The 24,180-nt window shown below is 60.6% G+C and carries 23 protein-coding genes and 1 tRNA gene; 15 read left to right on the top strand and 9 right to left on the bottom strand.

What is annotated here, in order from left to right; translation table 11 throughout:
* Position 1: 1 nt before the first annotated feature.
* The 4 genes from AC1Q9F_RS01595 to AC1Q9F_RS01580 form a co-directional block, all read right to left on the bottom strand.
* Positions 2 to 628 (bottom strand): transposase, encoded by a 627-nt coding sequence (locus tag AC1Q9F_RS01595; protein ID WP_074690888.1) that lies wholly within the window; start codon positions 626 to 628, stop codon positions 2 to 4.
* Positions 629 to 899: 271 nt separating this feature from the next.
* Positions 900 to 2,108, bottom strand: coding sequence for a DSD1 family PLP-dependent enzyme (locus tag AC1Q9F_RS01590; RefSeq protein WP_492619443.1), 1,209 nt, complete (start codon positions 2,106 to 2,108; stop codon positions 900 to 902).
* Between the two features lie 74 nt (positions 2,109 to 2,182).
* Positions 2,183 to 3,511: a D-arabinono-1,4-lactone oxidase gene (locus AC1Q9F_RS01585; protein ID WP_492619444.1), complete on the bottom strand. Its 1,329-nt coding sequence runs from the start codon at positions 3,509 to 3,511 to the stop codon at positions 2,183 to 2,185.
* A 76-nt stretch (positions 3,512 to 3,587) separates the two neighbouring features.
* Complete coding sequence (locus AC1Q9F_RS01580) at positions 3,588 to 3,950, bottom strand: c-type cytochrome (RefSeq protein WP_492619194.1); 363 nt, start codon at positions 3,948 to 3,950, stop codon at positions 3,588 to 3,590.
* 294 nt (positions 3,951 to 4,244) lie between these two features.
* Between AC1Q9F_RS01580 and AC1Q9F_RS01575 the strand changes: the two genes are divergently transcribed.
* Positions 4,245 to 5,870 carry an NADP-dependent glyceraldehyde-3-phosphate dehydrogenase gene (locus tag AC1Q9F_RS01575; protein WP_179695189.1) on the top strand — a complete coding sequence of 542 codons (1,626 nt, stop codon included), beginning with the start codon at positions 4,245 to 4,247 and terminating at the stop codon, positions 5,868 to 5,870.
* Positions 5,871 to 5,919: 49 nt separating this feature from the next.
* Positions 5,920 to 6,957: an FUSC family protein gene (locus AC1Q9F_RS01570; RefSeq protein WP_492619195.1), complete on the top strand. Its 1,038-nt coding sequence runs from the start codon at positions 5,920 to 5,922 to the stop codon at positions 6,955 to 6,957.
* A gap of 3 nt (positions 6,958 to 6,960) precedes the next feature.
* On the opposite strand, the gene AC1Q9F_RS01565 is transcribed toward AC1Q9F_RS01570, so the two are convergent.
* Positions 6,961 to 7,854 (bottom strand): DMT family transporter, encoded by an 894-nt coding sequence (locus AC1Q9F_RS01565; RefSeq protein WP_492619196.1) that lies wholly within the window; start codon positions 7,852 to 7,854, stop codon positions 6,961 to 6,963.
* A gap of 150 nt (positions 7,855 to 8,004) precedes the next feature.
* Here AC1Q9F_RS01565 and AC1Q9F_RS01560 point away from each other — a divergent pair, with 150 nt between their 5' ends.
* Both AC1Q9F_RS01560 and AC1Q9F_RS01555 read left to right on the top strand, forming a co-directional pair.
* Positions 8,005 to 8,442, top strand: a complete 438-nt coding sequence (locus AC1Q9F_RS01560) for an Lrp/AsnC family transcriptional regulator (RefSeq protein WP_492619197.1) — start codon at positions 8,005 to 8,007, stop codon at positions 8,440 to 8,442.
* Positions 8,443 to 8,481: 39 nt separating this feature from the next.
* The gene (locus AC1Q9F_RS01555) at positions 8,482 to 8,808 is read left to right on the top strand and encodes a YceK/YidQ family lipoprotein (protein ID WP_007955122.1); all 327 of its coding nucleotides are present in this window, start codon (positions 8,482 to 8,484) and stop codon (positions 8,806 to 8,808) included.
* A gap of 72 nt (positions 8,809 to 8,880) precedes the next feature.
* Here the strand turns inward: AC1Q9F_RS01555 and AC1Q9F_RS01550 are convergent, their stop codons facing one another.
* The gene (locus tag AC1Q9F_RS01550; RefSeq protein WP_007955123.1) at positions 8,881 to 9,552 is read right to left on the bottom strand and encodes a Bax inhibitor-1/YccA family protein; all 672 of its coding nucleotides are present in this window, start codon (positions 9,550 to 9,552) and stop codon (positions 8,881 to 8,883) included.
* Between the two features lie 122 nt (positions 9,553 to 9,674).
* Between AC1Q9F_RS01550 and AC1Q9F_RS01545 the strand changes: the two genes are divergently transcribed.
* Positions 9,675 to 9,762 (top strand) — tRNA-Ser (locus AC1Q9F_RS01545).
* Between the two features lie 132 nt (positions 9,763 to 9,894).
* Here AC1Q9F_RS01545 and AC1Q9F_RS01540 read toward each other — a convergent pair.
* A complete protein-coding gene (locus AC1Q9F_RS01540; protein WP_064596053.1) occupies positions 9,895 to 10,335 on the bottom strand; it encodes a hypothetical protein in 441 nt (146 codons plus the stop codon).
* 404 nt (positions 10,336 to 10,739) lie between these two features.
* Between AC1Q9F_RS01540 and AC1Q9F_RS01535 the strand changes: the two genes are divergently transcribed.
* Both AC1Q9F_RS01535 and AC1Q9F_RS01530 read left to right on the top strand, forming a co-directional pair.
* A complete protein-coding gene (locus AC1Q9F_RS01535) occupies positions 10,740 to 12,914 on the top strand; it encodes a TonB-dependent siderophore receptor (RefSeq protein WP_492619198.1) in 2,175 nt (724 codons plus the stop codon).
* Between the two features lie 346 nt (positions 12,915 to 13,260).
* The gene (locus tag AC1Q9F_RS01530; protein WP_492619445.1) at positions 13,261 to 14,079 is read left to right on the top strand and encodes an alpha/beta fold hydrolase; all 819 of its coding nucleotides are present in this window, start codon (positions 13,261 to 13,263) and stop codon (positions 14,077 to 14,079) included.
* Positions 14,080 to 14,189: 110 nt separating this feature from the next.
* Here AC1Q9F_RS01530 and AC1Q9F_RS01525 read toward each other — a convergent pair whose 3' ends face one another.
* Positions 14,190 to 15,164, bottom strand: a complete 975-nt coding sequence (locus AC1Q9F_RS01525) for a LysR family transcriptional regulator (protein ID WP_492619199.1) — start codon at positions 15,162 to 15,164, stop codon at positions 14,190 to 14,192.
* Positions 15,165 to 15,582: 418 nt separating this feature from the next.
* On the opposite strand from AC1Q9F_RS01525, the gene AC1Q9F_RS01520 reads away from it, so the two are divergent.
* The 5 genes from AC1Q9F_RS01520 to AC1Q9F_RS01500 all read left to right on the top strand — a co-directional run bounded on the left by AC1Q9F_RS01520 (position 15,583) and on the right by AC1Q9F_RS01500 (position 19,849).
* A complete protein-coding gene (locus tag AC1Q9F_RS01520) occupies positions 15,583 to 16,230 on the top strand; it encodes a response regulator transcription factor (RefSeq protein WP_492619200.1) in 648 nt (215 codons plus the stop codon).
* Positions 16,231 to 16,590: 360 nt separating this feature from the next.
* Positions 16,591 to 18,051, top strand: coding sequence for a PAS domain-containing sensor histidine kinase (locus AC1Q9F_RS01515; protein WP_492619201.1), 1,461 nt, complete (start codon positions 16,591 to 16,593; stop codon positions 18,049 to 18,051).
* A gap of 86 nt (positions 18,052 to 18,137) precedes the next feature.
* Positions 18,138 to 18,806, top strand: a complete 669-nt coding sequence (locus AC1Q9F_RS01510; RefSeq protein WP_492619202.1) for an AraC family transcriptional regulator — start codon at positions 18,138 to 18,140, stop codon at positions 18,804 to 18,806.
* A gap of 15 nt (positions 18,807 to 18,821) precedes the next feature.
* Positions 18,822 to 19,343 (top strand): hypothetical protein, encoded by a 522-nt coding sequence (locus tag AC1Q9F_RS01505; protein WP_492619203.1) that lies wholly within the window; start codon positions 18,822 to 18,824, stop codon positions 19,341 to 19,343.
* A gap of 131 nt (positions 19,344 to 19,474) precedes the next feature.
* A complete protein-coding gene (locus AC1Q9F_RS01500; protein ID WP_492619204.1) occupies positions 19,475 to 19,849 on the top strand; it encodes a response regulator in 375 nt (124 codons plus the stop codon).
* 133 nt (positions 19,850 to 19,982) lie between these two features.
* On the opposite strand, the gene AC1Q9F_RS01495 is transcribed toward AC1Q9F_RS01500, so the two are convergent.
* Positions 19,983 to 20,933: an MBL fold metallo-hydrolase gene (locus AC1Q9F_RS01495; protein ID WP_492619205.1), complete on the bottom strand. Its 951-nt coding sequence runs from the start codon at positions 20,931 to 20,933 to the stop codon at positions 19,983 to 19,985.
* Positions 20,934 to 21,199: 266 nt separating this feature from the next.
* Between AC1Q9F_RS01495 and AC1Q9F_RS01490 the strand changes: the two genes are divergently transcribed.
* From AC1Q9F_RS01490 to AC1Q9F_RS01480, 3 genes are all read left to right on the top strand, one after another.
* Entirely contained in the window at positions 21,200 to 22,219 is a 1,020-nt protein-coding gene (locus tag AC1Q9F_RS01490) for a GlxA family transcriptional regulator (protein WP_492619206.1), read from the top strand.
* 148 nt (positions 22,220 to 22,367) lie between these two features.
* Positions 22,368 to 22,742: a response regulator transcription factor gene (locus AC1Q9F_RS01485; protein WP_007955198.1), complete on the top strand. Its 375-nt coding sequence runs from the start codon at positions 22,368 to 22,370 to the stop codon at positions 22,740 to 22,742.
* Between the two features lie 223 nt (positions 22,743 to 22,965).
* On the top strand, positions 22,966 to 24,168 hold the full coding sequence (locus AC1Q9F_RS01480; protein ID WP_492619207.1) for an NAD(P)/FAD-dependent oxidoreductase: 1,203 nt from the start codon (positions 22,966 to 22,968) through the stop codon (positions 24,166 to 24,168).
* The last annotated feature ends 12 nt before the right edge of the window (positions 24,169 to 24,180 follow it).

Genomic DNA, 24,180 nt, shown 5'->3' with positions numbered 1-24,180 from the left:
GTCAGTTACTGGCGTTCTTGATTGCTGAAGTGCAGGCCCCGGTGTGCTTGCCCAGCCAGGTGTGCAGCAGCGCGAAGTTCAGCGAGAACTCAGGCATTTGCAGCAGCGCGCCGCAGAACACTTCACCGATGATTTTCTGGATGAGCTGCACCGCACGCGGCTCGTTGAGCAGCGTGGCGATGTCGCGACTGAGGACGTTGAAGCTCCAGACTTTCTGGTTCAGGCCCAGGCCGACGAACCAGCGGAACAGCAGGTTGTAATTGAGCTGTTCATAAAGCTGCTGCTCGCTGGGCACCGAATACAGCAATTGCAGCAGCAGGATGTGCATGACCGTCTGCGGGGCGATCAGCATGCCGGGTTGGGCATTGAGGTCGTGCAGGAGGTCGCGGTGGGCGTCGAGCAGGTCATCGATCTGCGGGCGCAGCAGCACCAGCGAATGACCCGGCGGAATGTAGCTGGAGACCTCTTTCAAGGCGCCCTGCCAGTCATCCTGCGACACGATCCAGACCCACGGCGCGCCGTAGCGATACACCGAAACCGGCTTCTTGCGCGCGGCTTCGACGATCTTCGACAGGCGTTGATCGAGTTCCTGCATGCCCACTTTCGAGTAGCGTTCCATAGTCCCCATTGCCTCACTCCCGGCGTCCCGCCTCGGCTTGTGAAAAGCGCCCAAAGGGCCCCTCAAGCGCGTTACATAGGCATGACCGGACTGGCGATGTGCTACCGAACTTTTGTCATAAAAGCTTAATTACAGAAATTGATCGGGATTTGGCAGACAACACAAAACCCTGTGGGAGCGAGCTTGCTCGCGAAAGCGATGTGTCAGCCAAATAGAAGGTGACTGAAAGGACGCCTTCGCGAGCAAGCTCGCTCCCACAAGGATCGGCTTAGCTTTTTGGTCAGGTGTAGACGGGCCAGGTGTCGACGATCTTGCCGCCACGCACCGCCAGCAAATCACCGAATTGCAAAAGGACGGCCTCGGTCTGGGTCGGCCGCAGAAAGACTTGGTCTTCCACGGTCAATCCCACGGCATTCGAACCGTTGACCATCTCCTGATTCGAGCTGCGGCCGTAAACACCATTGCTCTGCAATCCGGGCGGTGATTCGAACTCGGCCATCCAGTTGCCGCCGTAGATGAAAAAGGTCTGCCGCTGGTTGGTGTCCCACCACGAAAACAGTTTTGACTTGTCATCCAGCGCTGGGATGTTCACGGCCCCGGTGCTTTTCAACACCGGCGTGGCGATGTACGTAGCAGGTTCGTGCTCAACCAGCGACGGCAAGTCGTAGTGAGTCGGCTTGAGCATCGCCGTCCCCACCGACACTTCACTGCTCAGATGTTCGTTTTCATGCATACGATAACTCGGGCTGCCGGCGGTGTTCAGGCACAAGCCGTCATGCCACAGCGCCGGATACTGCTGCCGGGTGAAGTCGACGCAGCGCTGATAAATCACCATCACCTTGGCGAACAGTTCCTCGGGCGAACCGAGAATCCCCGGCACGCCCATGCCCACGAACGGGTCGTAGCCCATAAACCCGGCGAACTCCAGGTGCTGCGGGTTGGCGGCGATCAGCGCGAGCATCTGCCCGAGCACGTTCACGTCACTGACACCGCCACGGTGCAGGCCGACGTCCAGCTCGATGTTGATCCGCATCCGCGTGCCCAGTCCCTGGGCCAGCGCGAGGTATTGCTGCAAGCGTTCGGGGTTGTCGATCAGCCATTGCAGTTGCTTTGCCGGGTCGAAGGGGCCTTTGTGGGTCTGGTAGAACAGCTCTGCCGAGCGCACCGGTAAGGGCTTGCCCAGCAGAATGTCGGACTGCGGAAACGTCACTGCATCGTGATTGAGAAACGGCTGATGAAACGACATCAGTCGCTGCGTCCCGGCCCTTTGGCCGATGTAGCTAAGCAGCCCCGGTGACGGCAGGGATTTCTCCACCAGCCGCAACTGCTTGCCCGCGCGTTTGACCGAGCGCATCACCACGTCGATGTTGTGGTCGAGGCGATCCAGATCGATCAGCAACACCGGGCGCATCGGGCCTTTGGTCTTGAGTTCGTTGTTCAGCGTCCGGAAGTATTCGCTGTAAGGCCCGCCGCGATCCCCCGGTCGCAGCCACGCGCCAACCCCCACCAGCAAAGCGCCGACACCCAAAGTCCCGAGCACGAAATTACGTCGATTGACCGCCATCAGCTCACCCCCAGAATCGACGAAAGATGCCCGTTGAGAAACTTGCCGCTGGGGTCCAGCGCCTGGCGTACCTGAATGAATTCCTGCCAGCGCGGATAGAGCGTTTGCAGCGTGCGGGCGTTGAGCGTGTGCAATTTGCCCCAGTGCGGGCGACCGTTGTACTTCCAGAAGATCGGCTCGACGGCGGCGAAGAAGTTGTGATGGTCCATCTGGTAGTGCTGGTGGACCGAGATCGAGCAGCTGTCGCGGCCTTCGAACATGCTCAAGGGAATGTCGTCGGCCTTCACGTAGCGATACTCGATGGGAAACCAGGTGCGCAGGTCTTTGTCGCGGATCAGCTTGAGAATCTCGCGCAGGCACGCCGGGCCGTGTTCGGCGGGCACCGAATACTCCATTTCGTTGAAACGCACGGTGCGCACGTTGGCGTAGATGTCGAACGAGTCGCCCACCCGGTCATCGAAACTCGCCAGATGCCGCAGGCTGTTGAGCAGCGAGCTGCGCAGGCCCGGGAAATCGCTGCCGTACTTGTCGATCTTCTCGATCAGGGTCACGAACTCGTTGCCACCCTCCTCTTCGGGCGGGATCGGCGGCGTGGGCGGATCGGTGGTTTCGTTGAGGGCGATCGACAAGGCGTAGTCGGAATGGGTGACGACGAGCATTTCCCAGTGCTGGTTTTCGCGGGTGTTCTTGTCCAGGTCTTCGAGCAGCTCTTCGGTCTTGGCGATCCATTGGGTTTCCCGCAGGCGATAGGCCGGGCGGTTTTGCAGGCGGATTTTGGTGGCCACGCCCAGTGCGCCGAGGGATACGCGGGCAGCGTTGAACACTTCGGGATGACGCTGGCTGTCGCAGTCCAGCACCTCGCCGCTGGCGGTCACCAGTTGCATCCCGCAGACGTGGGCGGAATAGGACTGGAAGGTTTTGCCGGTGCCGTGGGTCGAGGTGGAAATGGCCCCGGCAAGGGTCTGGTAATCGATGTCGGCCATGTTTTGCAGGGCCTGGCCGACATCCTTGAGCGGCACGCCCATGCGCGACATCGGCGTGCCGGCAGCGAATTCCGCTTGCAGGGTTTTCGGGTCGTGGTCGAGCAGACCGTTGAAGTAGCTCAGCGACAGCAACGTGCCGTCGGTGGGCACCAGCGCGCTGAAGGAATGCGCCGAGCCGACCGGGCGAATCTTGCCGGGAGCCTGCTGAATGATCGTCGTCAATTCATCCAGATTCTTCGGCGCCACCCGCGCCGCCGGCAGGCAGCTCTGCCCGCCCGACCAGTTGCGCCAGGGAATCAGTCGCGGCGCGCGCATCAACTGGCCCAGCGCCGGATTGGAGGCCAGCGCGCTGAACGCACCGACGATGCTTGCCCGGTGCAACAACTGCCGGCGTGTCAGATCTATCGGCATGCCAGGATCCTTATTGTGGGAGCGGCTGGTCGGCCATGAAGCCGATCAGCTGAAGGAATTGTTCTTCCGAGCACTCGACGCACTGGCCCATCGGCGGCATGCCGTTGTAGCCGTTGATGGCGTGGTCGAGCAGCGTGTCGGCGCCCTGCTGGATGCGCGGTTCCCAGGCCTTGCGGTCACGGGTGAGCGGCGCATTGGCGGCGGGGTTGGCGTGGCAGAGCTGACAGCTGTTGGCGTAGATCTGCGCCAGCGCCGGGTCGGAAGGCATGGCGCTACGGGCGATGCCGGATGAAGTCGGGGGTCTGGCGTCTTCGCCGCAACCGGCCAGTGCAACGGCCAGCATCAGCAGCCAGGTGAATCGGGATGCCCGCATAAAGATCCTCGCGTGAGGTGCCGCTTATTGTTGTGATCACACCTTAAGGCAGCGACGGCGGCGGGTTGAGGGCATTGCGGGCCAGTGAAGGGGGCATCCGGGGACAGTCAGGATTCGGTTTGGGACCGGGTGCAAATACAAATCTTTGTGGAGGTTGATGTTGCCAGCCCTCTGCTCTGCGCCTTTGCGTGACATTCCCGTGACATTTGCGGGTTTAAATTTCAGTGAATTCAGGCGTATAACCTGTAAAGCCTTTTCCAATCGGCCCGCCGACATCTTCTACGGGGTAGCGACATGACCACAGCAAACATCCTTGGCAACCTGTTCCCTTCTGTCAGCGACATCCCGGAAAAATACCGCCTCGACGGTCAGGTCGAGCAACGCGAATACCTGGTCGATGGCGAGTTGCGCCGCTGGGACGGCCCGCTCGCCACCGTGCGCAGCCCGGTCTATCTGCACGGCGACAACGGCGACGAACAAGTGATCCTCGGCAGCACGCCGCTGCTGGACGCCGACACCGCCCTCACCGCCCTCGACGCCGCCGTCCGCGCCTACGACCGGGGCCAGGGCCTGTGGCCGACCATGCGCGTGGCCGAACGTATCCAGCATGTCGAGGCCTTCCTCGGACGCATGCGCCAACAGCGCGACGCCGTGGTGAAACTGCTGATGTGGGAAATCGGCAAGAACCTCAAGGATTCGGAAAAAGAGTTCGACCGCACCTGCGACTACATCGTCGACACCATCAATGCGCTGAAAGAACTCGACCGCCGCTCCAGCCGTTTCGAGCTGGAACAGGACACACTCGGCCAGATCCGCCGCGTCCCGCTCGGCGTGGCGCTGTGCATGGGGCCTTACAACTATCCGCTGAACGAGACCTTCACCACATTGATTCCGGCGCTGATCATGGGCAACACCGTGGTGTTCAAACCGGCCAAGCTCGGCGTGCTGCTGATCCGTCCGCTGCTTGAAGCCTTCCGCGACAGTTTCCCGACCGGCGTGATCAACGTGATCTACGGCAGCGGCCGCGAGACCGTCAGCGCGCTGATGGCCAGCGGCAAGATCGACATCTTCGCCTTCATCGGCACCAACAAGGCCGCCAGCGACCTGAAGAAACTGCACCCGAAACCACACCGCTTGCGCGCAGCACTAGGGCTGGATGCGAAGAACCCCGGCATCGTCCTGCCCGAGGTGGATCTGGACAATGCGGTCAACGAAGCGGTTACCGGTTCGCTGTCGTTCAACGGCCAGCGCTGCACTGCGTTGAAAATCCTGTTCGTGCATGAAGATGTGGTGGACAGCTTCATCGAGAAATTCAACGCCAAGCTGGCCAGCCTCAAACCGGGCATGCCGTGGGACAGCGGGGTTGCGCTGACGCCGCTGCCGGAGTCTGGCAAGGTCGATTATCTGCACGGGCTGGTAGCTGACGCGCAGAGCAAAGGCGCCCAGGTGGTCAACCCGAATGGCGGCGAAGCGCGGGCTTCGTTCTTCTACCCGGCGGTGCTGTACCCGGTGACGCCGCAGATGCGCGTGTATCAGGAAGAGCAGTTCGGCCCGGTGGTGCCGATCGTGCCGTACCGTCACCTCGATACCGTGATTGATTACGTACTGGAATCGGATTTCGGCCAGCAACTGAGCATCTTCGGCACCAACCCGGTGGCGGTCGGCCGTCTGGTCGACACCTTCGCCAACCAGGTCGGGCGGATCAACCTCAACGCCCAGTGCCAGCGCGGCCCGGACACTTACCCGTTCAACGGGCGCAAGAACTCCGCCGAGGGCACGCTGTCGGTACACGATGCGTTGCGGGTGTTTTCGATCCGTACGCTGGTGGCAACCAAGTTCCAGGAACCCAACAAGGATCTGATCAGCGAAATCATTCGCGGACGCGATTCGAACTTCATCGCCACCGACTACATCTTCTGAGGAGGAATCAGCGCTGAGCACTTTCAGCCCCCACCGCTGGCCGCCGCTGTTGCGGCGGATCCTGCGGCCGTTGCTCGACCCGTATCGACGTTACCGCCATGCACGAACGATCCACGCGGTGCGGGTCGCGTTGGGGTTGCTGGCGACGATCCTGCTGACCACCGGCATCAATCTGCCCCACGGCGAATGGGCGTCGGTGACCATGCTGGTGGTGATCGGCGGCTTGCAGCACCACGGCAACATCGGCAAAAAAGCCGCCGAACGCGCCACCGGCACCTTGATCGGCGCTGGCGTCGGTTTGCTGATAGTGGCGCAACAGGCGTGGCTGGGCCTGCCGTGGCTGACCTATTTTGCGATGGCGGTGGTGTGCGGATTCTTCTCGTATCACGCCATCGGCAAGGGCGGCTATACCGCCCTGCTCTCGGCCATCACCGTGTTCATCGTCGCCGGGCATGGCGACAACCCGATCACCGACGGGCTGTGGCGCGGGGTCGATATCCTGATCGGTATCGCTTTGGCCCTGGCCTTTTCCTTCGCCCTGCCGCTGTACGCGGTGTACTCGTGGCGCTACAACCTGGCCGACGCGCTGCGCGATTGCGCCACGGTGTACGGACGGATCATCGGCGGCCAACCGGTGACCGCCGACGAACACTTGAAATTGATGAACCGGCTGAACGCGGCGATGGTGCAATTGCGTTCGCTGATGCCGTCGGTGTCCAAGGAAGTCAAAGTCTCAATGACCGAACTGGACGCGATCCAACGCAACCTGCGCATGTGCATCAGCACTTTGGAAATCCTCGGCAACATCCGCCCGGACGCCAGCGACCCCGACGCCATGGCGCACCTGCAAGCAGCGCTCAAGGCTGAGCACCGGCACATTCGCGTGCAATTGATCGGCATGGCCCGGGCGTTGAAAACCGGTGCGTCCGGTCGACTGGGACGTCCGCTGGAGTTGCCGGACGCCAGCCTCGATACGCCGGTCTATAGCCCGCTGGACGGCTACCGTTTGCTGACGCGGCAACTGGCGGCCAACGTCGGCGAGATGCGCCAGCGCCTTGCGAAGACTGCGCCGCGCTGGAACATCTGAGGTTTACTGCGCGGCCAGGCGCCGCGCCTTCAGGCCCCAACCCTGTTGCATGCCAGCAGCGGCCAGCAGAATCGCCGCCACGCCGATCCATTGCAGGGTTTGCAGTTGATGGCCGAACGCAAACCAGTCAACGAAAATCGCCGCAATCGGGTAGATGAACGAGAGAGCGCCGGTCAATGCGGTCGGCAGTTTCTGGATCGCGCCGTAGAGCAGCACGTACATCAGACCGGTGTGGACGATGCCCAGCGTCACCAGGCTGGCCCAGGCACTCGGCGCCTGCGGCAGCGCTGAAAAATGCGCGAACGGCGCGAGCAACAACACCCCGGTGCAGACCTGGATCAGCGCAATCAGGTGCGGCGGCGTGCCGGTCAGGCGCTTGATGATCAACGCGGCGATGGCGTACAGAAACGCCGCCCCCAGTGCCAACGCGATCCCCGTCAGGTAATCACTACCGCCCTCGCCCTGCCCGCCGTGAGCACTGACGATCGCCAGCATCCCCATGAAAGAAATCGCCAGCCAGAACAGCTTCTGCAGGGTGATCTTCTCGCCGAGAAACAGCGCGGCCAAACCCACCAACATGAACGGCTGCACGTTGTACACCGCCGTGCCGATGGCGATCGAGGCCCGTGAGTAGGAGGCGAACAGCAGCACCCAGTTGCCCACAATTGCAACCCCGCTGAGCACCGCCAGCAGGAAGGTGGTGCGGGTCAGGATGCCCGGCCGCAGGAAGCCGAACGCGGCGCAGATCAGCAGCAAGGTCCCGGCGCCGAACACGCAGCGCCAGAACACCACATCCAGCACCGGTTGCCCGGACACCAGCACGAACCAGCCTATGGTCCCGGATATCAACATGGCGGCGGTCATTTCGAATGAGCCGCGACGGATTGTTTTGTCCATCATCAATCTCCCTAGCATTTGGCGAAAGCGTGGCAAAAGTATGCCAAGCGAAACCGGGGCTTCTCCAGCGCAAAAAGCAGGCTAAACTCGCTTTCTGCCTTTTTTATCAAGGGTGGTTTGCGTCATTGGCCTAATGCGGGAGTTTTTTGTATGACCGACGATATCGACCAGATCCTGATCGGAGCCTTGATGGAGGATTCGCGGCGCTCGCTCAAGGCGCTGGCGCAGATCAGCGGGTTGTCTTCGCCGAGCGTGGCCGAGCGTTTGCGCCGCCTGGAGGAACGCGGTGTGCTCAAGGGCTACACCGTGGAGATCGATCCGAAATGTTTCGGTTATCAGTTGCAGGCGATTGTCCGGGTGCGGCCATTACCGGGGCAGCTCCAGGAAGTCGAGCGGCAGATTATGTCGATTCCGGAGTTCACCGAGTGCGACAAGGTCACCGGTGAGGACTGCTTTATCGCCCGCCTGCATGTGCGTTCGATGGAGCAACTCGATACCCTGCTTGATCGGCTGAATACGTTGGCTGAAACCAATACTGCGATCGTCAAGAAGACCCCGGTGAAACGTCGATTGCCGCCGATGGGCTGAGCGGCGTAAATTGAGTTTTTCCGGCGAAGGATTGGCGGTATGAAAATTCAGGCAATGATGCTGACGGTATTGATGCTGTCCGGGTGCGGGACGGTGCAGACCGTGGCATTCAGTGACAAGCATTCCACGGAGCAGTTGAAAGCGAATAAAAGCTACTGCGGCGCGGTGCCGCGTATTTACAGTGGCGTGACGTACGACTTCTGTATGCTGCACGCCGAAAAGCCGGATGACGTCGATGCGTTCAACTACAAGAACGCGACGCCGGGTCTGCTGGTGGACGCGGCCGTGTCGGGAGTGCTCGATACGTTGCTGTTGCCTTACACGATCTACAAGCAACAGGCCGATGGCAGCATCGTGATCAATTGATCGCCTGCTCTCCTTTTCGCAGGCAACAAAAAACCCGCTTTCGCGGGTTTTTTGTTTATTGCGCTGCAGCGATCAGTCGTCGCGGCTCATGATGCCGAAGATCTGCAACAGGCTGACGAACAGGTTGTAGATCGATACATACAGGCTGATGGTCGCCATGATGTAGTTGCGCTCGCCGCCGTGGATGATGGCGCTGGTCTGGAACAGGATGCAGACCGACGAGAACAGTACGAAACCTGCGCTGATCGCCAGTTGCAGGCCGCTGATCTGGAAGAACATGCTTGCCAGCGTCGCGCCCAGCAGGACGAAGAAACCGGCGGTGATGAAGCCACCGAGGAAGCTCATGTCCTTGCGGGTGATCAGCACGTAAGCCGACAGACCACCGAACACCAGTGCGGTCATCGCGAACGCGGAGCTGACCACTTCAGCACCGCCCTGCATGCCCAGGTAACGGTTGAGGATCGGGCCGAGCAGGAAACCCATGAAACCGGTCAGGGCAAACGCCGACACCAGGCCCCAGGCGGAATCACGAAGCTTGTTGGTGAGGAAGAACAGCCCGTAGAAACCGATCAGCACCACGAAAATATTCGGGTAGCCGACCCGCATCTGCTGCGCCACGAACGCCATCACACCGCTGAATGCGAGGGTGAGCGCCAGTAGACCGTAAGTGTTGCGCAGGACGCGGCTAACCTCTAGCTGCTCAGCCTGCACGCTGTTGTGAACTGCGTAATCCTGTTCGCGCATGGCGACACTCCTGTTGGTTTGAAACGTTCAGTCGCAAAGATCATAACAGACGCTCTGTAACAAGCCATGCACAGAGTTTGACAGTGTGTTTCATTCAGGTATTATGGCGCCCGCAACGCAACGGAGGTGTGGCCGAGTGGTTTAAGGCAACGGTCTTGAAAACCGTCGACTGTAACAGGTCCATGAGTTCGAATCCCATCGCCTCCGCCATATTTGATACGACAAAGCCCTGATTATTCAGGGCTTTGTCGTTTCTGGCGTTCTGAAAATTCCGTCCTTCAGGATACGGCCGCGCCAGCCATTACCCTGGCAACGGGCATACCCGAAAAGCCATCGAACACCTTACGCGAACGACGTCTCATGCTCGCTTTCATGGACGTAAATCCACGAGATTCCCGACGGTGAATCCGGGTCGAGGCGCATGAGCGCCGAGTCGACTTTCTTCTTGGTGATCCCGTTCTTGACCAGGTCGAAAACCGTCAGGAAGAAGTCACCGGGAAGCGGCGTGATCGAGAGATTGATGATGTGCGATTCGGGGCTTCCGGCACGTTTGCCGTGCAGGCCCCAAAGGCGTTCCCAGTAGTTCTCCCGGTCCATGATCTGACCGTCCGTGAGCACTACGCGGAAATCGTTCGCCAGGGCATCGTACAAAGGCTTTATCGCATCTTCCGACTGGGAAGCCACGCCACGCGACCACGGGAAAAAGAGGTTGTACCAGCGGTACACCTCGGCTTGGACGAGTGCTGTTTTATCGGTTGTTTCGGTGACTCGGCTGATTGCCATCTGCGTTCTCCTTAACGAGTTCAAAGGCGCGGGTTTCCGTTACGCATCGCCTGAGCGACGCTCCGCGCCTCATTCAAGATCCATCCTGAAATCAACGTCACGGGGCCAACCGAATTCGCTTCAATGACTTCAGAATTTCTCCTGTCATTTGGCTGACCCGGCCACAAAAGTAGACGCCAACCTGTTGGTTTGCATTGGAAACTGACAAACGGCTTTTCAGCTGTCTGCGCTGCAACGTCCGTGCTTGAGCGGTTCCGTAACGAATCAAGCCCACCTCCCTCTCCCGTTGCGCGATTTCACATTTTTTTCACGAATCGCTTTGTCGCTGTAAAAAACCCTGACACAATTATTAGCAATGATTCTCAACAGCTCTTTGTTTGCTATTTAAAAATCAGGAAGCCTTCATGTCGCGCCCTACCTCGCTGCATAGTTCCAAACCGTCACGCAACCTGCTGTCCATGGCCATATGCATGGCCGTCATGACCCCGGCGCTGGCCGATGAAACCCGCGAGGCGCAAGACTCTGCCCCGCCCGCCACCCTCGAACTCGGCGCGACCGCCATCACGTCCACCCAACTGGGCAGCACCACCGAAGGCTCCGATTCCTACACCACCGGCACCATGGCCACCGCCACCAAACTGCCGTTGACCCTGCGCGAAACACCGCAAGCCGTCACCGTCATCACCCGCCAGCGCATGGACGATCAGGCGATGACCAGCATCAATGACGTGGTCAACGCCACGCCGGGTCTGTTCCTCGACTACTCCAACGGCCCCGGCCGACAGTCCTACAAGGCCCGCGGTTTTGACATCGACAACCTGATGTACGACGGCATTCCGAGCGGCTACAACGGCGTGAACGTCGGGTCCCAGCCGAATCTGGCGATGTTCGATCGGGTGGAAGTAGTGCGGGGGGCGACCGGTCTGGTCACCGGTTCCGGCAACCCTTCGGCGGCGATCAACCTGGTGCGCAAACGGCCATTGGCCGAGCAGCGCGTCACGCTGACCGGCGCCGCCGGGACCTGGGACAACTATCGCGGCGAGCTCGATGCCTCCAGTCCGCTCAACGACAGCGGCACCCTGCGCGGCCGGGTCGTCACTTCCTACCGCGACGCCAACAGTTTCATCGATGACGTGGGCGAGCGGCACAACCTGTTCTACGCCGTCACCGAAGCCGACCTGAGCGATGACACCACGCTGACCGTCGGTTTCTCCAACCAGAAGGACAAGACCAACTACTTCTGGGGCTCGTCGATGATCGGCCTCGACGGTCATCACCTCGACCTGCCGCGCTCCTACAACCCCGGCACCTATTGGGAGAACAAGGATCAGGAGATCAACACCGTCTTCGCCGAGATCCGTCAGCAACTGGCCAATGACTGGAAGCTGCAGGTCAACGCCAACTATTCCGAACAGAACGCGCTGTTCTCCGGTTCGTACCAGTCGCGCTGGGTCAACAACACCCTCGCCCGCACGGTTTACCAGTCCAAGGCCGATGAAAACCAGGCCGGTCTCGACGCATTTTTCAGCGGCCCGTTCGAAGCCTTCGGGCGAAGCCATGAACTGGTGGTCGGCGCCAGCAAACGCATCTACGACCTGACCACTCACAACTACTCGCCCTACGACACCAACTGGCCGATCAATGCCGGCAAACCGGACTTCGTCCACACCAACAACACGCGCGAAGTCACCACTCAGGACGGCGTGTACCTGACCACCCGCCTGAGCCTCGCCGACCCACTGAAACTGATCCTCGGCGGACGTCTGGACTGGTACGACTACGACAACCGTGATGGCGACGGCGACTACAAGGTCACCCGCAACGTCACCCGTTATGCCGGTCTGATCTACGAGCTGGACGACCATCATTCGGTGTACGCCAGCTACAGCGACATCTTCACGCCGCAGAGCAGCAAGGACACCTCCGGCAGTCCGGTCAAACCGATCGTGGGCAAGAACTACGAGGTCGGCATCAAGGGCGAATACCTGGGTGGCGCGCTGAATGCCAGCCTCGCTGTGTTCCGTGTCGATCAGGAAAACCGCGCGGTACAAGTGTTCGTGCCGAACTGCCCGCAGTCGTCCTGTTATGAGGCCTCCGGCGAGATCCGCAGCCAGGGTATCGACCTCGAACTGCAAGGCGCGCTCACCGACAACTGGCAGATCGGCGGCGGCTACACCTACGCCCGTACGCACACCATCAAGGACGAGGCGAACCCGCAGAACGTGAACAAGCAGTTCGACACCGACACCCCGGAACACCTGTTCAAACTGACCACCCGCTACAACTTCCAGGGCCCGCTGGAAAAACTGCGCGTGGGCGGCAACATCTCCTGGCAGAGCCGCATGTACAACGACATCGAACTGCTGGACGGCGGCAACTACCGCCTCAAGCAAGGCGCGTACGCCGTGACCGACCTGATGGCCGGCTACCGGGTCAATGAGAACCTCGATCTGCAACTCAACGCCAACAACATCTTCGACCGCAAGTACTACTCCACCATCGCCAACTCCGTCAGCTACGGCGGCGACAGTTATGGCACACCGCGCAACATGATGCTCACGGCCAAGTACACCTTCTGACTTGTCCAGGCGCAGGGACGCGCCAACCCCGCCAGGATTCCTCCCGCCACGCCCCACATACCAAAGCGTTAATTTCGAAAACCCATGTCTGGTTTTCAGCGGTTCTCCTTTGCCCAAAGATTACGTTCGGCCAGGGCAGCAGCCTTGCGCCGCCTGTGCGACTTCAATAACTCAATGGGTGTTCAAAATGACTGACGAGAAAAACGGAACCACGCGTCGTGGCTTGATCACGACGGGGGCCATGGCCGCGACCCTGGCGGTGGCATTGCCGGCGCTGGCGACGCAGCAGACACCGGCATCCGCGTCAGGGGTCAGCAAAAGCGCCGGCAACGGCAGTGGCTCGGGGATGCTCACCGTCAAGGATGGCACGCAGATTTTCTACAAGGACTGGGGCCAAGGGCAGCCGATCGTTTTCCATCATGGCTGGCCCCTTTCCAGCGATGACTGGGACGCGCAAATGCTGTTTTTCCTCAGCAAGGGCTTTCGCGTCATTGCCCATGATCGACGTGGCCATGGTCGCTCTTCGCAGACCGCCACGGGCAACGAAATGGACACTTACGCCGCCGACGTTGCCGAGTTGATGGCGCACCTGAACATCCGCAATGCCGTGCACATCGGCCACTCCACCGGCGGCGGTGAAGTGGCACGCTATGTCGCGCGTCATGGTCGCGGCCGGGTGGCCAAGGCCGTGCTGATCGGCGCCGTGCCGCCGATCATGCTGCGTACCGCAAAAAATCCCGGCGGGCTTGCAATGGAAGTGTTTGACGGACTGCGCAAGGCACTCGCGCAGAATCGCAGCCAGTTTTATCGTGACTTCCCGAGCGGCCCGTTTTACGGCTTCAATCGCCCCGGCGCGAAAGTGTCTGAAGCGATCGTCGAAAACTGGTGGCGTCAGGGCATGAACGGCGGGATCAAGGCGCAGTACGACTGCATCAGTGCGTTCTCTGAAACCGACTTCACCGATGACCTGAAAAGCATCGATGTGCCGACCCTGGTGTTGCACGGCGAAGATGACCAGATCGTGCCGATCGCGGATTCGGCTCATCTGTCCATCAAACTGCTCAAGCACGGCACGCTGAAAACCTATCCCGGCCTGCCCCATGGCATGTGCACCACGAACGGCGACACCATCAACGCGGACCTTCTGGCGTTCATCAATGCGTGATGTGCCGGGGCCGCGCCCCCACGGCAAGCCGCGTAAAACCCCGTAAAAAGAAAAGCTCCGATCAAGTCGGAGCTTTTTTATTGGGCGAATGACACAGCCGTTGCAGTTATCTACCGGGCCATCATCAATGCCTGATCGACGGGCAACGCCGGGCGCAGCTTGGGCACTACCTGCAACTCGATCGGCGTGCCGAAAAACGCCTGGCAACGCGACCGCAGCCAACGCTGAGCGCAATCGTTGTGCGCAGCGGCACGCCAGACCATGGAAAGCTCCCGCGATGGCAGCAACAGAGGGGCCGGCTCGGCCCTGATGCCCTCCACCGAGGCCATGGCCCTGGCCACGTAATCGGGGACGATGACCAGCATGTCGCTCTGCGCCAACAACCTTGGCAAGGCACTGAACTGCGGCACCGCCAGCACCACTTTGCGCCGACGCCCGAGCAGGTCCAGTGCGTGGTCGGTGTCATCTTTGGCGTTGCCCATGGATGACACGATGGCGTGCGGTCGCTCGCAGAATTCATCGAGCGCCAGCAGTCCCGGGCGCATGTCCGAGCGCAAAAGCATCGGCCGGATCGACCGCAGACTCCTGCGTCGGGCGTTGGCCGGCAGATCGAGCGTAGGGCTGATCCCCAGAGAGATCTCGCCATTGAACAGCCGCTGCGACATCTGCTGCTGATCGACACGCAGCACCACCATGGCAATGTTCGGCGCCTCGATACGCAGTTGGCGCAGCAGTCGCGGGAGCAGCGCATATTCGACATCGTCGGACAGGCCGACCTGAAAGGTTGCCTCGCTGGTGCCCGGATCAAACGGCTGGCAACGGCTCAACGCCGCGACCACGCCATCCAGCGCCGGCGTCAGGTTGGCGAAAATCTCTTCGGCCCGCGCCGTCGGCTCCATCACCCTCCCCGCGCGCACGAACAACGGGTCGTCGAAAAGCACGCGCAAGCGCCCCAGCGCCGCACTGATGGTCGGCTGGCCGAGAAACAGCTTTTCGCCGACCCGGCTGACATTGCGCTCATGCATCAGCGTCTCGAAGACCACCAGCAGATGGATGTCGACACGACGGAGATCATTTCTGTTCATGAAGTTCACCACCCGGCACGCGGCCATTGAGATCGACGGAGAGCAGGTAAAGGTTAAGGGCGAGCCTGCCGGGCGTCTGTGGTACTTGGGGTCAGCGAGATCATGCGTTAGGTGAGAGTTTTGATACTTGCGTATGAACCGTTTGATACGGATGGCTGTATCCGGCCGCGAAAAGACCGCCGCGATGGCCGTTTTTTCGGGTTTTTTGTCCTAGCTGACGGAGTGCCGCGCCACTACGATGCTGAACCGTTTATCTGCTCCCCCGCCCACACCCGCAGCATGACCGTGCCTTTGGTCGGGCATAAACTCGAACGAGCAAACACAGGCACCGATGCCGAGGGATTGGCATATTCTTGATGGGTCCTCGTCGATACCACGACGAGACCCACAACGTCACAACCTCTTGGGAAAAAAAGCAATGAACAACAATCCCATCAGCAACAGCCCCAGCGAGCCGGTGGTATTCATCGTCGACGACGATGCAGCGCTGCGCGAATCCCTCGGCAGCCTGTTGCGCTCCATTGGCCTTAAGGTCGAACTGTTCGGGTCGGTCGCCGAGTTCATGAAGTATCAACGTCCGGACACCGTGAGTTGCCTGGTGCTCGACGTGCGCCTGCAAGGCAGCAGCGGGCTGGATTTCCAGAGTGAACTGGCCGCCGCCGGCATCAACGTGCCGATCGTGTTCATCACCGGACACGGCGATATCGCCATGACGGTGCGCGCCATGAAAGCCGGCGCGGTGGACTTCCTGACCAAACCGTTTCGCGAGCAGGACCTGATCGATGCCGTCTGTGCCGCTCATTCGCGGGACAAGCAGCGTCGCGAGTCCGGGCGACATGCCGATGAGCTGCGTGCACGCCATGGGACGCTGACACCCCGTGAGCAGACGGTCATGGCGCTGGCGGCCTCGGGCTTGATGAACAAGCAGATCGCCGGGGAAATCGGCCTCAGTGAAATCACCGTGAAGATCCACCGGGGCCAGGCCATGCGCAAGATGGGCGCGCGCTCCTTTGCCGACCTGGTGCGCATGGCCGAGGTCATCGCGGCGCAGCCTGTCAATCGGTAACCGAATGAACCGATACGGTACGGCTCAGGATTGCCGGGATGGCGCATGCTTGCGCCATCAGACAAGACATCGACAGACCCGGCACAACTAACACTTAGGTATATCCCTTTCATACATAGTCATACTTCGATTGACCCAATGCAGCGGTGCCAGAAAACAACGCTTCGAATAACATCTTTATTCAAACAAACATTACTCAATACAACGATTGGTGAATGACCGACAGTCGCCAACAACCGTCATGCCTGAAAAACAACTTCAGACTTTTAAACCTCTTCATTAATACGCCTTTCATAGCGTTTGCCTGCTTCATCGAGAGAACACGACCTGCCGTCCGATAGCAAAAATCTGGAAGAATAAATGTCTATCATCAAACGTCGCGCACAACTTCTTTGCTCAGACGCCTTCGCCTGGCTTGCCGCCATTGCGGTCGGCAGCATGATCTATATCACCAACGCGTACCTTGATCTGGATGTTGCGCCGACGTTGTTCTACATCACGCTGGTGTTCATGTCCGCGAACATCTTCCCGGTTCCGGTATTCCTGGCCGTCGCGCTGGGTTGCCTCACACTGCTGACCGCTGACTTCCTGGTCGACGAAGGTTATCGCGATCACCGGGGCATCGCCGGATTCGTCAGGTGCGTGATCGCGCTGACGACCATTTCTCTGCTGGCACTGCGCAGCAAGCGCGCCACTGAAACGCTGCGGCGCAAAGAAGCGTTCTTTCTCGGCGCACAGAAGCTCAGTCACACCGGCAGTATCGGTTTCATCATCGATAAAAAAGTCAGCGTGTCCTTGTCCTGGTCGGAAGAATCCTCGCGCATTTTCGAGTATCCGCCGAACGTCACCCCGACACTCGCCTTGGTCAAGTCACGCACCCATCCCGATGATCTGCCGGTGATCGATCAGGTGCTGGACCAGTTCGCGCGCCGGCAGGAGCTGATCGAAGCAGAGCATCGGCTGCTCATGCCGGATGGCCGGATCAAGCATGTACAGATGATCGCCAGCCCCTTGCCCAGGCATCGCGGGCGCACGGAATACGCCGGGGCGCTGATGGACGTCACCGCCAGCAAACAGTCCGAAGAGGCGCTGTTTCACTCCCAGGCCACCCTCGCCCACGTCACGCGCCTGACCTCCATGGGCGAACTGGCCGCGTCGATTGCCCACGAAATCAATCAGCCGCTGGCGGCGGTCATCACCAGCGGTGAATCCTGCAAACGCTGGATCAACCGTCCCGAGCCGAACCTGGAAGAAGCGCGCCGTTCGCTGGACCGGATCATTCAAAACTCCGTCAGGGTTTCCGATGTCATCGCCTGTATCCGGGCCTTGTCGCGCCACAGCGAGGTGCAGCGCAATGTCGAAGTGTTCGACGACATCGTCAGTGACTCGCTGACGCTGATGCAACACGACATCTGCTTCCATGAGGTTCGCCCGCAGGCCCAACTGGGCACCCGCGGCGCACTGATCAAAGGCGACCGGGTGCAACTGCAGCAAGTCATCATCAACCTGATCATCAACGCCTGCCAGGCCATGGCCAACGTGCATGACCGGGCCCGGACACTGCGGATCAACACCTCGATGCTGCACAACGAGGCCGTGCTTGAAATCGCCGACTCCGGCGTCGGCATTGCCGAAGACATCCTGCCTTCGCTGTTCGATCCGTTCTTCACGACCAAGCCAACGGGCCTGGGCATGGGCCTCTCGATCTGCCGCTCGATCATTGAGTTCCACGGCGGGCGCATCTGGGTCAACAGCACTGAGGGCGTCGGAACGCAGTTTGTGTTTGCAATTCCATTGGCTGCGCTCGAACACGATCAATGACCGTCATCCACCCCTGATGTTGCCGGCCGGTGACATGGAGATCCGCATTGTCTATCGAAAGTACAAACCCTGGCGCTGGACCCGAAATGCCGGTACGAGACCGAACCGTCGTTTTCGTGGCGTATCCGCAAATGGGCCTGCTGGATCTGACCGGTGCCCAGACCGTGTTCTGGGCAGCGACCTGCAGGCTGGCGCAACTCGGGTTGCCCGGTTATGCCTTGCACACCGCGAGCCTGCAAGGCGGGCCGGTGCGGACCGGCGAAGGCCTGGTGGTTCAAACCCGGCGGCTGGATGAGCTGAGCCATGAGCCGATCAATACGCTGATCGTTCCGGGCTCGGCGTCCATTCGCCAGGCCATGCTCGACAACGCGCCGCTGGTGGACTGGTTGCGCGTCACGGCAGCCACGGCCGACCGAACGACGTCGGTATGCAGCGGCGCTTTTTTCCTGGCCCAGGCTGGTTTGCTCGACGGCCTGCGCGTGGCGACACACTGGCTGATGGCTGACATGTTCGAGCGGCTGTACCCCAAGGTCGAACTGGATCGCGAAGCCATCTTCGTCCGCCAGGCCTCGGTGTGGACCGCCGGCGTCAGCGCGGGAATCGATCTGGCACTGGCGCTGGTCGAGGCCGACAACGGTCGCGATCTGGCCATGCAGGTCGCCCGGCGCATGGTCGTGTACTACCGACGCCCGGACAACCAGGAACAGTGGAGTCCGCTGCTGCAATCACAACATTCAATCGCGCCCGAGCGCTAGCCGGAGACGGTGGTCATGAACGCACCGCACAAACTCTATCTTGTCAGTCACCCGCCCTGCGTCAGTCGCTATGGCACGCACACATCCTTGTCCACCGCTGAACGCGTGGAGATCATCGACGCGTTGACGCAGACCCTGGGCGCTACGCTGAACATTCTGGCGCGACTCAGACACAGCCAGCAGACATTGCGCACCGTCAGCTTTTTGCCGGTGCAGACACTGTTGCGCAGACTGTTGAATGCCAATACCCGATACGCCGACTTTCTCGTCACCGGCATCACCGACCTGGGCGGCCATGCCCAGCGTGACGCTCTCTATCGCCTCAATGACGCTGCAGAGCCTTTGTGTTTCGCCGACTGCCTGAAAGGCATCGATCGCGCCCTCCGAACGCTACGGGCTGCCGACGCCTTGTTCCGCGACTGTCGCGCCAGCGCAATTGCCAACAACGACTACGCCAGCCGACAACTCTTTGAAGCCTGCACGCGGCATAACGGTTATTTTCTTTCGTTAATCAACAACCACTTGTTTCCTGAATAATTGATTAACTGTCGCAACTAACAAAAAACCGTTCAAACATACCCACGTATACTATTCCACAATTTTTGAAAGCGTATCTTGCAAGTATGGCGGGCGCTACAGCCACCCGCAAAAGACGCAAGGTTTCCCCCATGTTCAACTCAGCTCTTATTTCAGTTGTCGATGATGACGAACTTGTTCTGGTTTCACTGGACAGCTTGTTGCGGTCTTGCGGTTATACAGTCAAGACGTTCACCAGCGCTTTTGCATTTCTTGAATCCAGCGCGCCAGAGCAGACCGGGTGTCTGATCTCGGACATTCAGATGCCGGGCATGTGCGGGGTCGAAATGTACGAGGCGCTGGCGGCCAGGAAGATCCATATTCCGACGATCTTCATCACCGGCAAACCAGGCCTGCCCCCCGAGTTCAGTGCCCGTGTGAAGACGCCGGAAGGCTATTTCTCCAAACCGTTCCATACCGAGGCTCTGCTGGCCTGCATCGAGCAGGCGCTGATGCGTCGACGTTGAACACCTGGGCAGCGCTGGCACCGCTGCCCGACCGATAAACCTCAAAACAAAAAAAGGCCCCGCAAGTTCATCACTTGCGGGGCCGTGTCTTGATGGGAGCCCGGCAAAATGCAGCCGGGTCGCCAACAGCCAATCAGTAATCCCAGAACGCTGCGATCCAGCGGAACGCATCACCATCGACCGCCACGCGGCCCACCGACGGGAACGGCAGATGGGTAGCAACGAACCACTCACCGCTGGCCGCCGCCTCACGCATCAGGCGCACACGGACACGCACCGATTCTTCAGGATCATGCTCAAAACCGTTGTGCCACTCCGGGTGCTCGAAGGCCACCGGAAACAACGCGTCGCCGGCAAAGGTCAGGCGTTCGCCGCCGGAGTTGACGTAGACAATACTGTGCCCCGGCGTATGGCCGCCGGTGAGTTTCACCACCACACCCGGCGCCACTTCGTATTCATCCTCGAAGGTGCGCACCTGGCCGCGGTAATCGTTGATGAACTGATTGGCCGTCGCACGCAGAACGTCAGGCACCGGCGCCGGCATGACGGTCTGGGTGAAGTCCGGCGTTTCCCAGAACTCGACCTCTTTCGCCGAGACGTGGATGCGCACGTCCGGACGCAACCGGCTCTTCACTTCGTCGACCAGCAGGCCGCCGACATGGTCCATGTGCATGTGGGTGATCACGATGTCGGTCACGCTGGCCAGATCGATGCCCGCCGCCTCCAGCCGTTTCGGCAACTGGCCGGCCCGGGGGAACCCGGGGAACTGCCCGCCCAGTCCCGCGTCGACCAGAATGATCTGCTCGCCGCTGCGCACCACCAGCACGTTGAGTGCCCAGTCGAACGCGTCCGGCCCCAGGTACATGTCCTTGAACCACGCGGCGCGAGCCTGCGGATCGGCATTGGTCGACATGGTCGAGGTCGGCAGCGGCAGCACGCCATCGCTGATCACCACCACGTCGATGTCGCCGACCTGCAGTGCGTAGCGCGAAGGCACCAGCTCCTGGGCCTGGCCGAAGTTCGAGGTGAATGGCAGGCTGGACGCTGTACTGGTTTGTTGGGAGTGATTCAGATAGGTAGACATGGTCGCTTTCCTTTTGGCTGAGTCAGGATTTCTCGGAGGAATGCCGCAAGAGCGAAATAGCGCTCCTTGAAATCGAGTGTGCATCGCGACCACGACGACCAACACCATACGCGGGTATAGGGTTTGCGCCGGATTGAGCGAGTACGACCGGCGCTGAAGAGACTGTGCCCCATACCAATGTATATTCGCGCTCCTGCCCGCAAACGCGGACACTACGCCACACCGAATCGTCGAAAACTGGCGATCACCCAGCCTTCAAAGCAGTCATGAACTCGATTCTTCTCCAACCCGCCCCGCTCACCTGTCTGCTCGCGCAACCGCGCACCCTGGTGTTCCTGGCGTATCCCCAGATGGGCTTGCTGGACCTGACCGGCGCGCAGACCGTGTTCTGGGCAGCGTCCAAAGCCAGGGCTGAACGCGGCTTGCCTGGCTACGCGTTGCACACCGCAAGCCTCGACGGAGGATTGATTGCCACCGCCGAAGGGCTGTCGGTCGACACCCTACCCCTCCACACCTTTGACGACACCGTGATCGATACGCTGATCGTGCCCGGTGCGCCGAACATCCGTCAGGCCATGGTCGACAATGTTGCACTGGTGGACTGGCTGCGCGCGGCGTCGGTCAAGGCCGGACGCACCGCCTCGGTGTGCAGCGGCACTTTTCTGCTGGCCCAGGCCGGGCTGCTGGAAGGATTGCGCGCGACCACCCATTGGGGAATGTGCGACATGCTCAAGGGTGGTTTTCCGAGTGTCGAGGTCGACCTTGATGCGATCTACATCCAGCAGGGCAAGGTCTGGACTTCCGCCGGGGTCACCACCGGGATCGACATGGCACTGGCGCTGGTCGAGGCCGATTGCGGCCGTGCGGTGGCATTGCAGGTGGCAAGGGAGCTGGTGGTTTTTCTCAAGCGTCCCGGCGGTCAGGCGCAGTTCAGCCAGTTGCTGCAATCGCAGATCGACGACCGAGGCTGCTTTGACGAATTGCACCTGTGGATCAGCGAAAACCTCGGCGACACGCACCTCAACGTGGAATCGCTGGCCCGGCAGGCGCAGATGAGCCCGCGTAATTTCGCCCGCGTCTACAAACGCAAGGTTGGTCGCACGCCGGCGAAGGCGCTCGAGCTGTTTCGCCTGGAAGCTGCGCGACGGATGCTCGAAGACTCTCAGCGCAACATCGACCAGATCGCTCTGTTGTGCGGGTTTGGCGACGAGGAACGCATGCGCGACACCTTCTACCGTCACCTCTCGGTCTCGCCCCGGGAATACCGCAGCCGGTTCTCGCGCTGACGCCACACGGCGCAATCGCATCGGGCCCGCCGACGTTCAAATACTGTCGCTATACACACGTATAAGTACGCCGCCGGACCGAGCGGCGTATCGTGCGGGAATGGCGGGCGTCCTTGACGGGCTACCCGAGATCAGCCCTGGTAAAGCAATGTCCCACACCGCTGTTGTTTCGGTTGTCGATGATGATGAATCCGTGCGCATGGCGCTGGACAGCCTGTTGCGCTCCCACGGCTACACCGTGCAGCTGTACCCGAACGCAGAGGCTTTTCTGGCGATGACTGCGCCGCCCCGCCCCGGCTGCATCATCTCGGACATCCAGATGCCCGGCCTGTCCGGCATCCAGATGTACGACGCGCTGTGTGCCCGAGGCATCCGCATCCCGATCATTTTCATCACTGGCTACCAGGGGCCACCGCCCCAGGTCGACGCAGCATTTCCCGAGCCGCTCGCCTACTTCCCCAAACCTTTCCCTTGCGGCGAACTCATCACCTGCATCGAAAGTGCGTTCAATCGGCCCGTTTGACCGCCCTCTTCCTATACCTGTGTATACCCCACCTCACACCTAAGCATGTCGGCACTGACCCTATGTAGAAGTGTCCCGGCGCGCCTTCCCCGATAGCATCAACACCAGCGAATCGAACCGGTTCTGCGGTTGTTCACAACAGCCATTTTCGTGCAGACCGGGAGACGGTCACGCGTGAACAGACAAGCCGTTCAACGATCAGAATTTCCTCAGGAGTCATCCGATGAAACAGCACATTTTAGTGATAGGCGCAGGGTTTGGTGGAGTCTGGAGCGCCTTGAGCGCCGCACGTCTGCTGGACCAGCATGATCGTAACGACGTGCAGATCACCGTCCTCGCGCCCCAGGCAGAACTGCGCATCCGTCCGCGCTTCTACGAGCCGGATGTCCACAACATGAAGGCGCCGCTGGGTGAACTGTTCGATGCAGTCGGCGTGAAATTCGTCAAAGGCATCGCCGACAGCATCGACACCGCCAGCAAGCAAGTGACCTACAGCGATGCCTTCGGCACGCAAGGTACGCTGAACTATGACCGGCTGGTATTGGCCGCCGGCAGCCGCGTGATCCGTCCACCGCTCAAGGGCATGATCGAACACGCCTTCGACGTCGATCAGATCGAAGAAGCCGCTCGCCTCGAAGCCCATATCAAGTCCTTGAAGAGCCAGCCGCCGAGCGCTGCGCGAAATACCGTGGTGGTCGCCGGTGGCGGTTTTACCGGGATCGAAACCGCCACCGAAATGCCGGCCCGCCTGCGTGCCGCCCTGGGTGACGATGCGCAGATCAGAGTCATCGTGGTGGATCGTGCCCCACAAATCGCTGCAACGATGGGTGACGGTATTCGCCCGTCCATTGTCGAAGCGTCCAAAGAATTGGGCATCGAATGGGTGCTCGACGCCTCGGTCGCCTCGGTCGATGCCGGCGGCGTGACCCTGGCCGACGGCAAACGTATCGAGTCCAGCACCGTCGTCTGGACCGTTGGCTTCCGCGCCAGCCCGCTCACCGAGCAAGTGCCTGGCAGCCGTGATCCGCAGGGTCGTCTGCATGTCGACGGCAACCTGAAAGTGCTGGGGCACGTGGATGTCTTCGCTGCCGGCGACGTTGCTTATGCCGCCACGGATGACCTCGGAAACTACGCCGCGATGTCCTGCCAGCATGCAATTTGCCTGGGCCGTTATGCCGGCAACAACGTGGCGGCTGACTTGATTGGGGTCGCACCGATGACCTACAGCCAGCCCAAGTACGTGACCTGCCTTGACCTCGGCGCCTGGGGCGCGGTGTTCACCGAGGGCTGGGACCGTCAATTGAAACTGGTCGGGCAAGAAGCCAAAGACCTCAAGACCCAGATCAACACCGTGTGGATCTACCCGCCAGCCGCCGATCGTGCAACCGCACTGGCCGCTGCCGACCCGTTGATTCCGGTGGCCTGATCCCCCGACGCT

The organism is Pseudomonas sp. GW823-FHT04A03, assembly GCF_058796615.1.
This window is presented reverse-complemented; position numbering and strand designations above follow the sequence as displayed.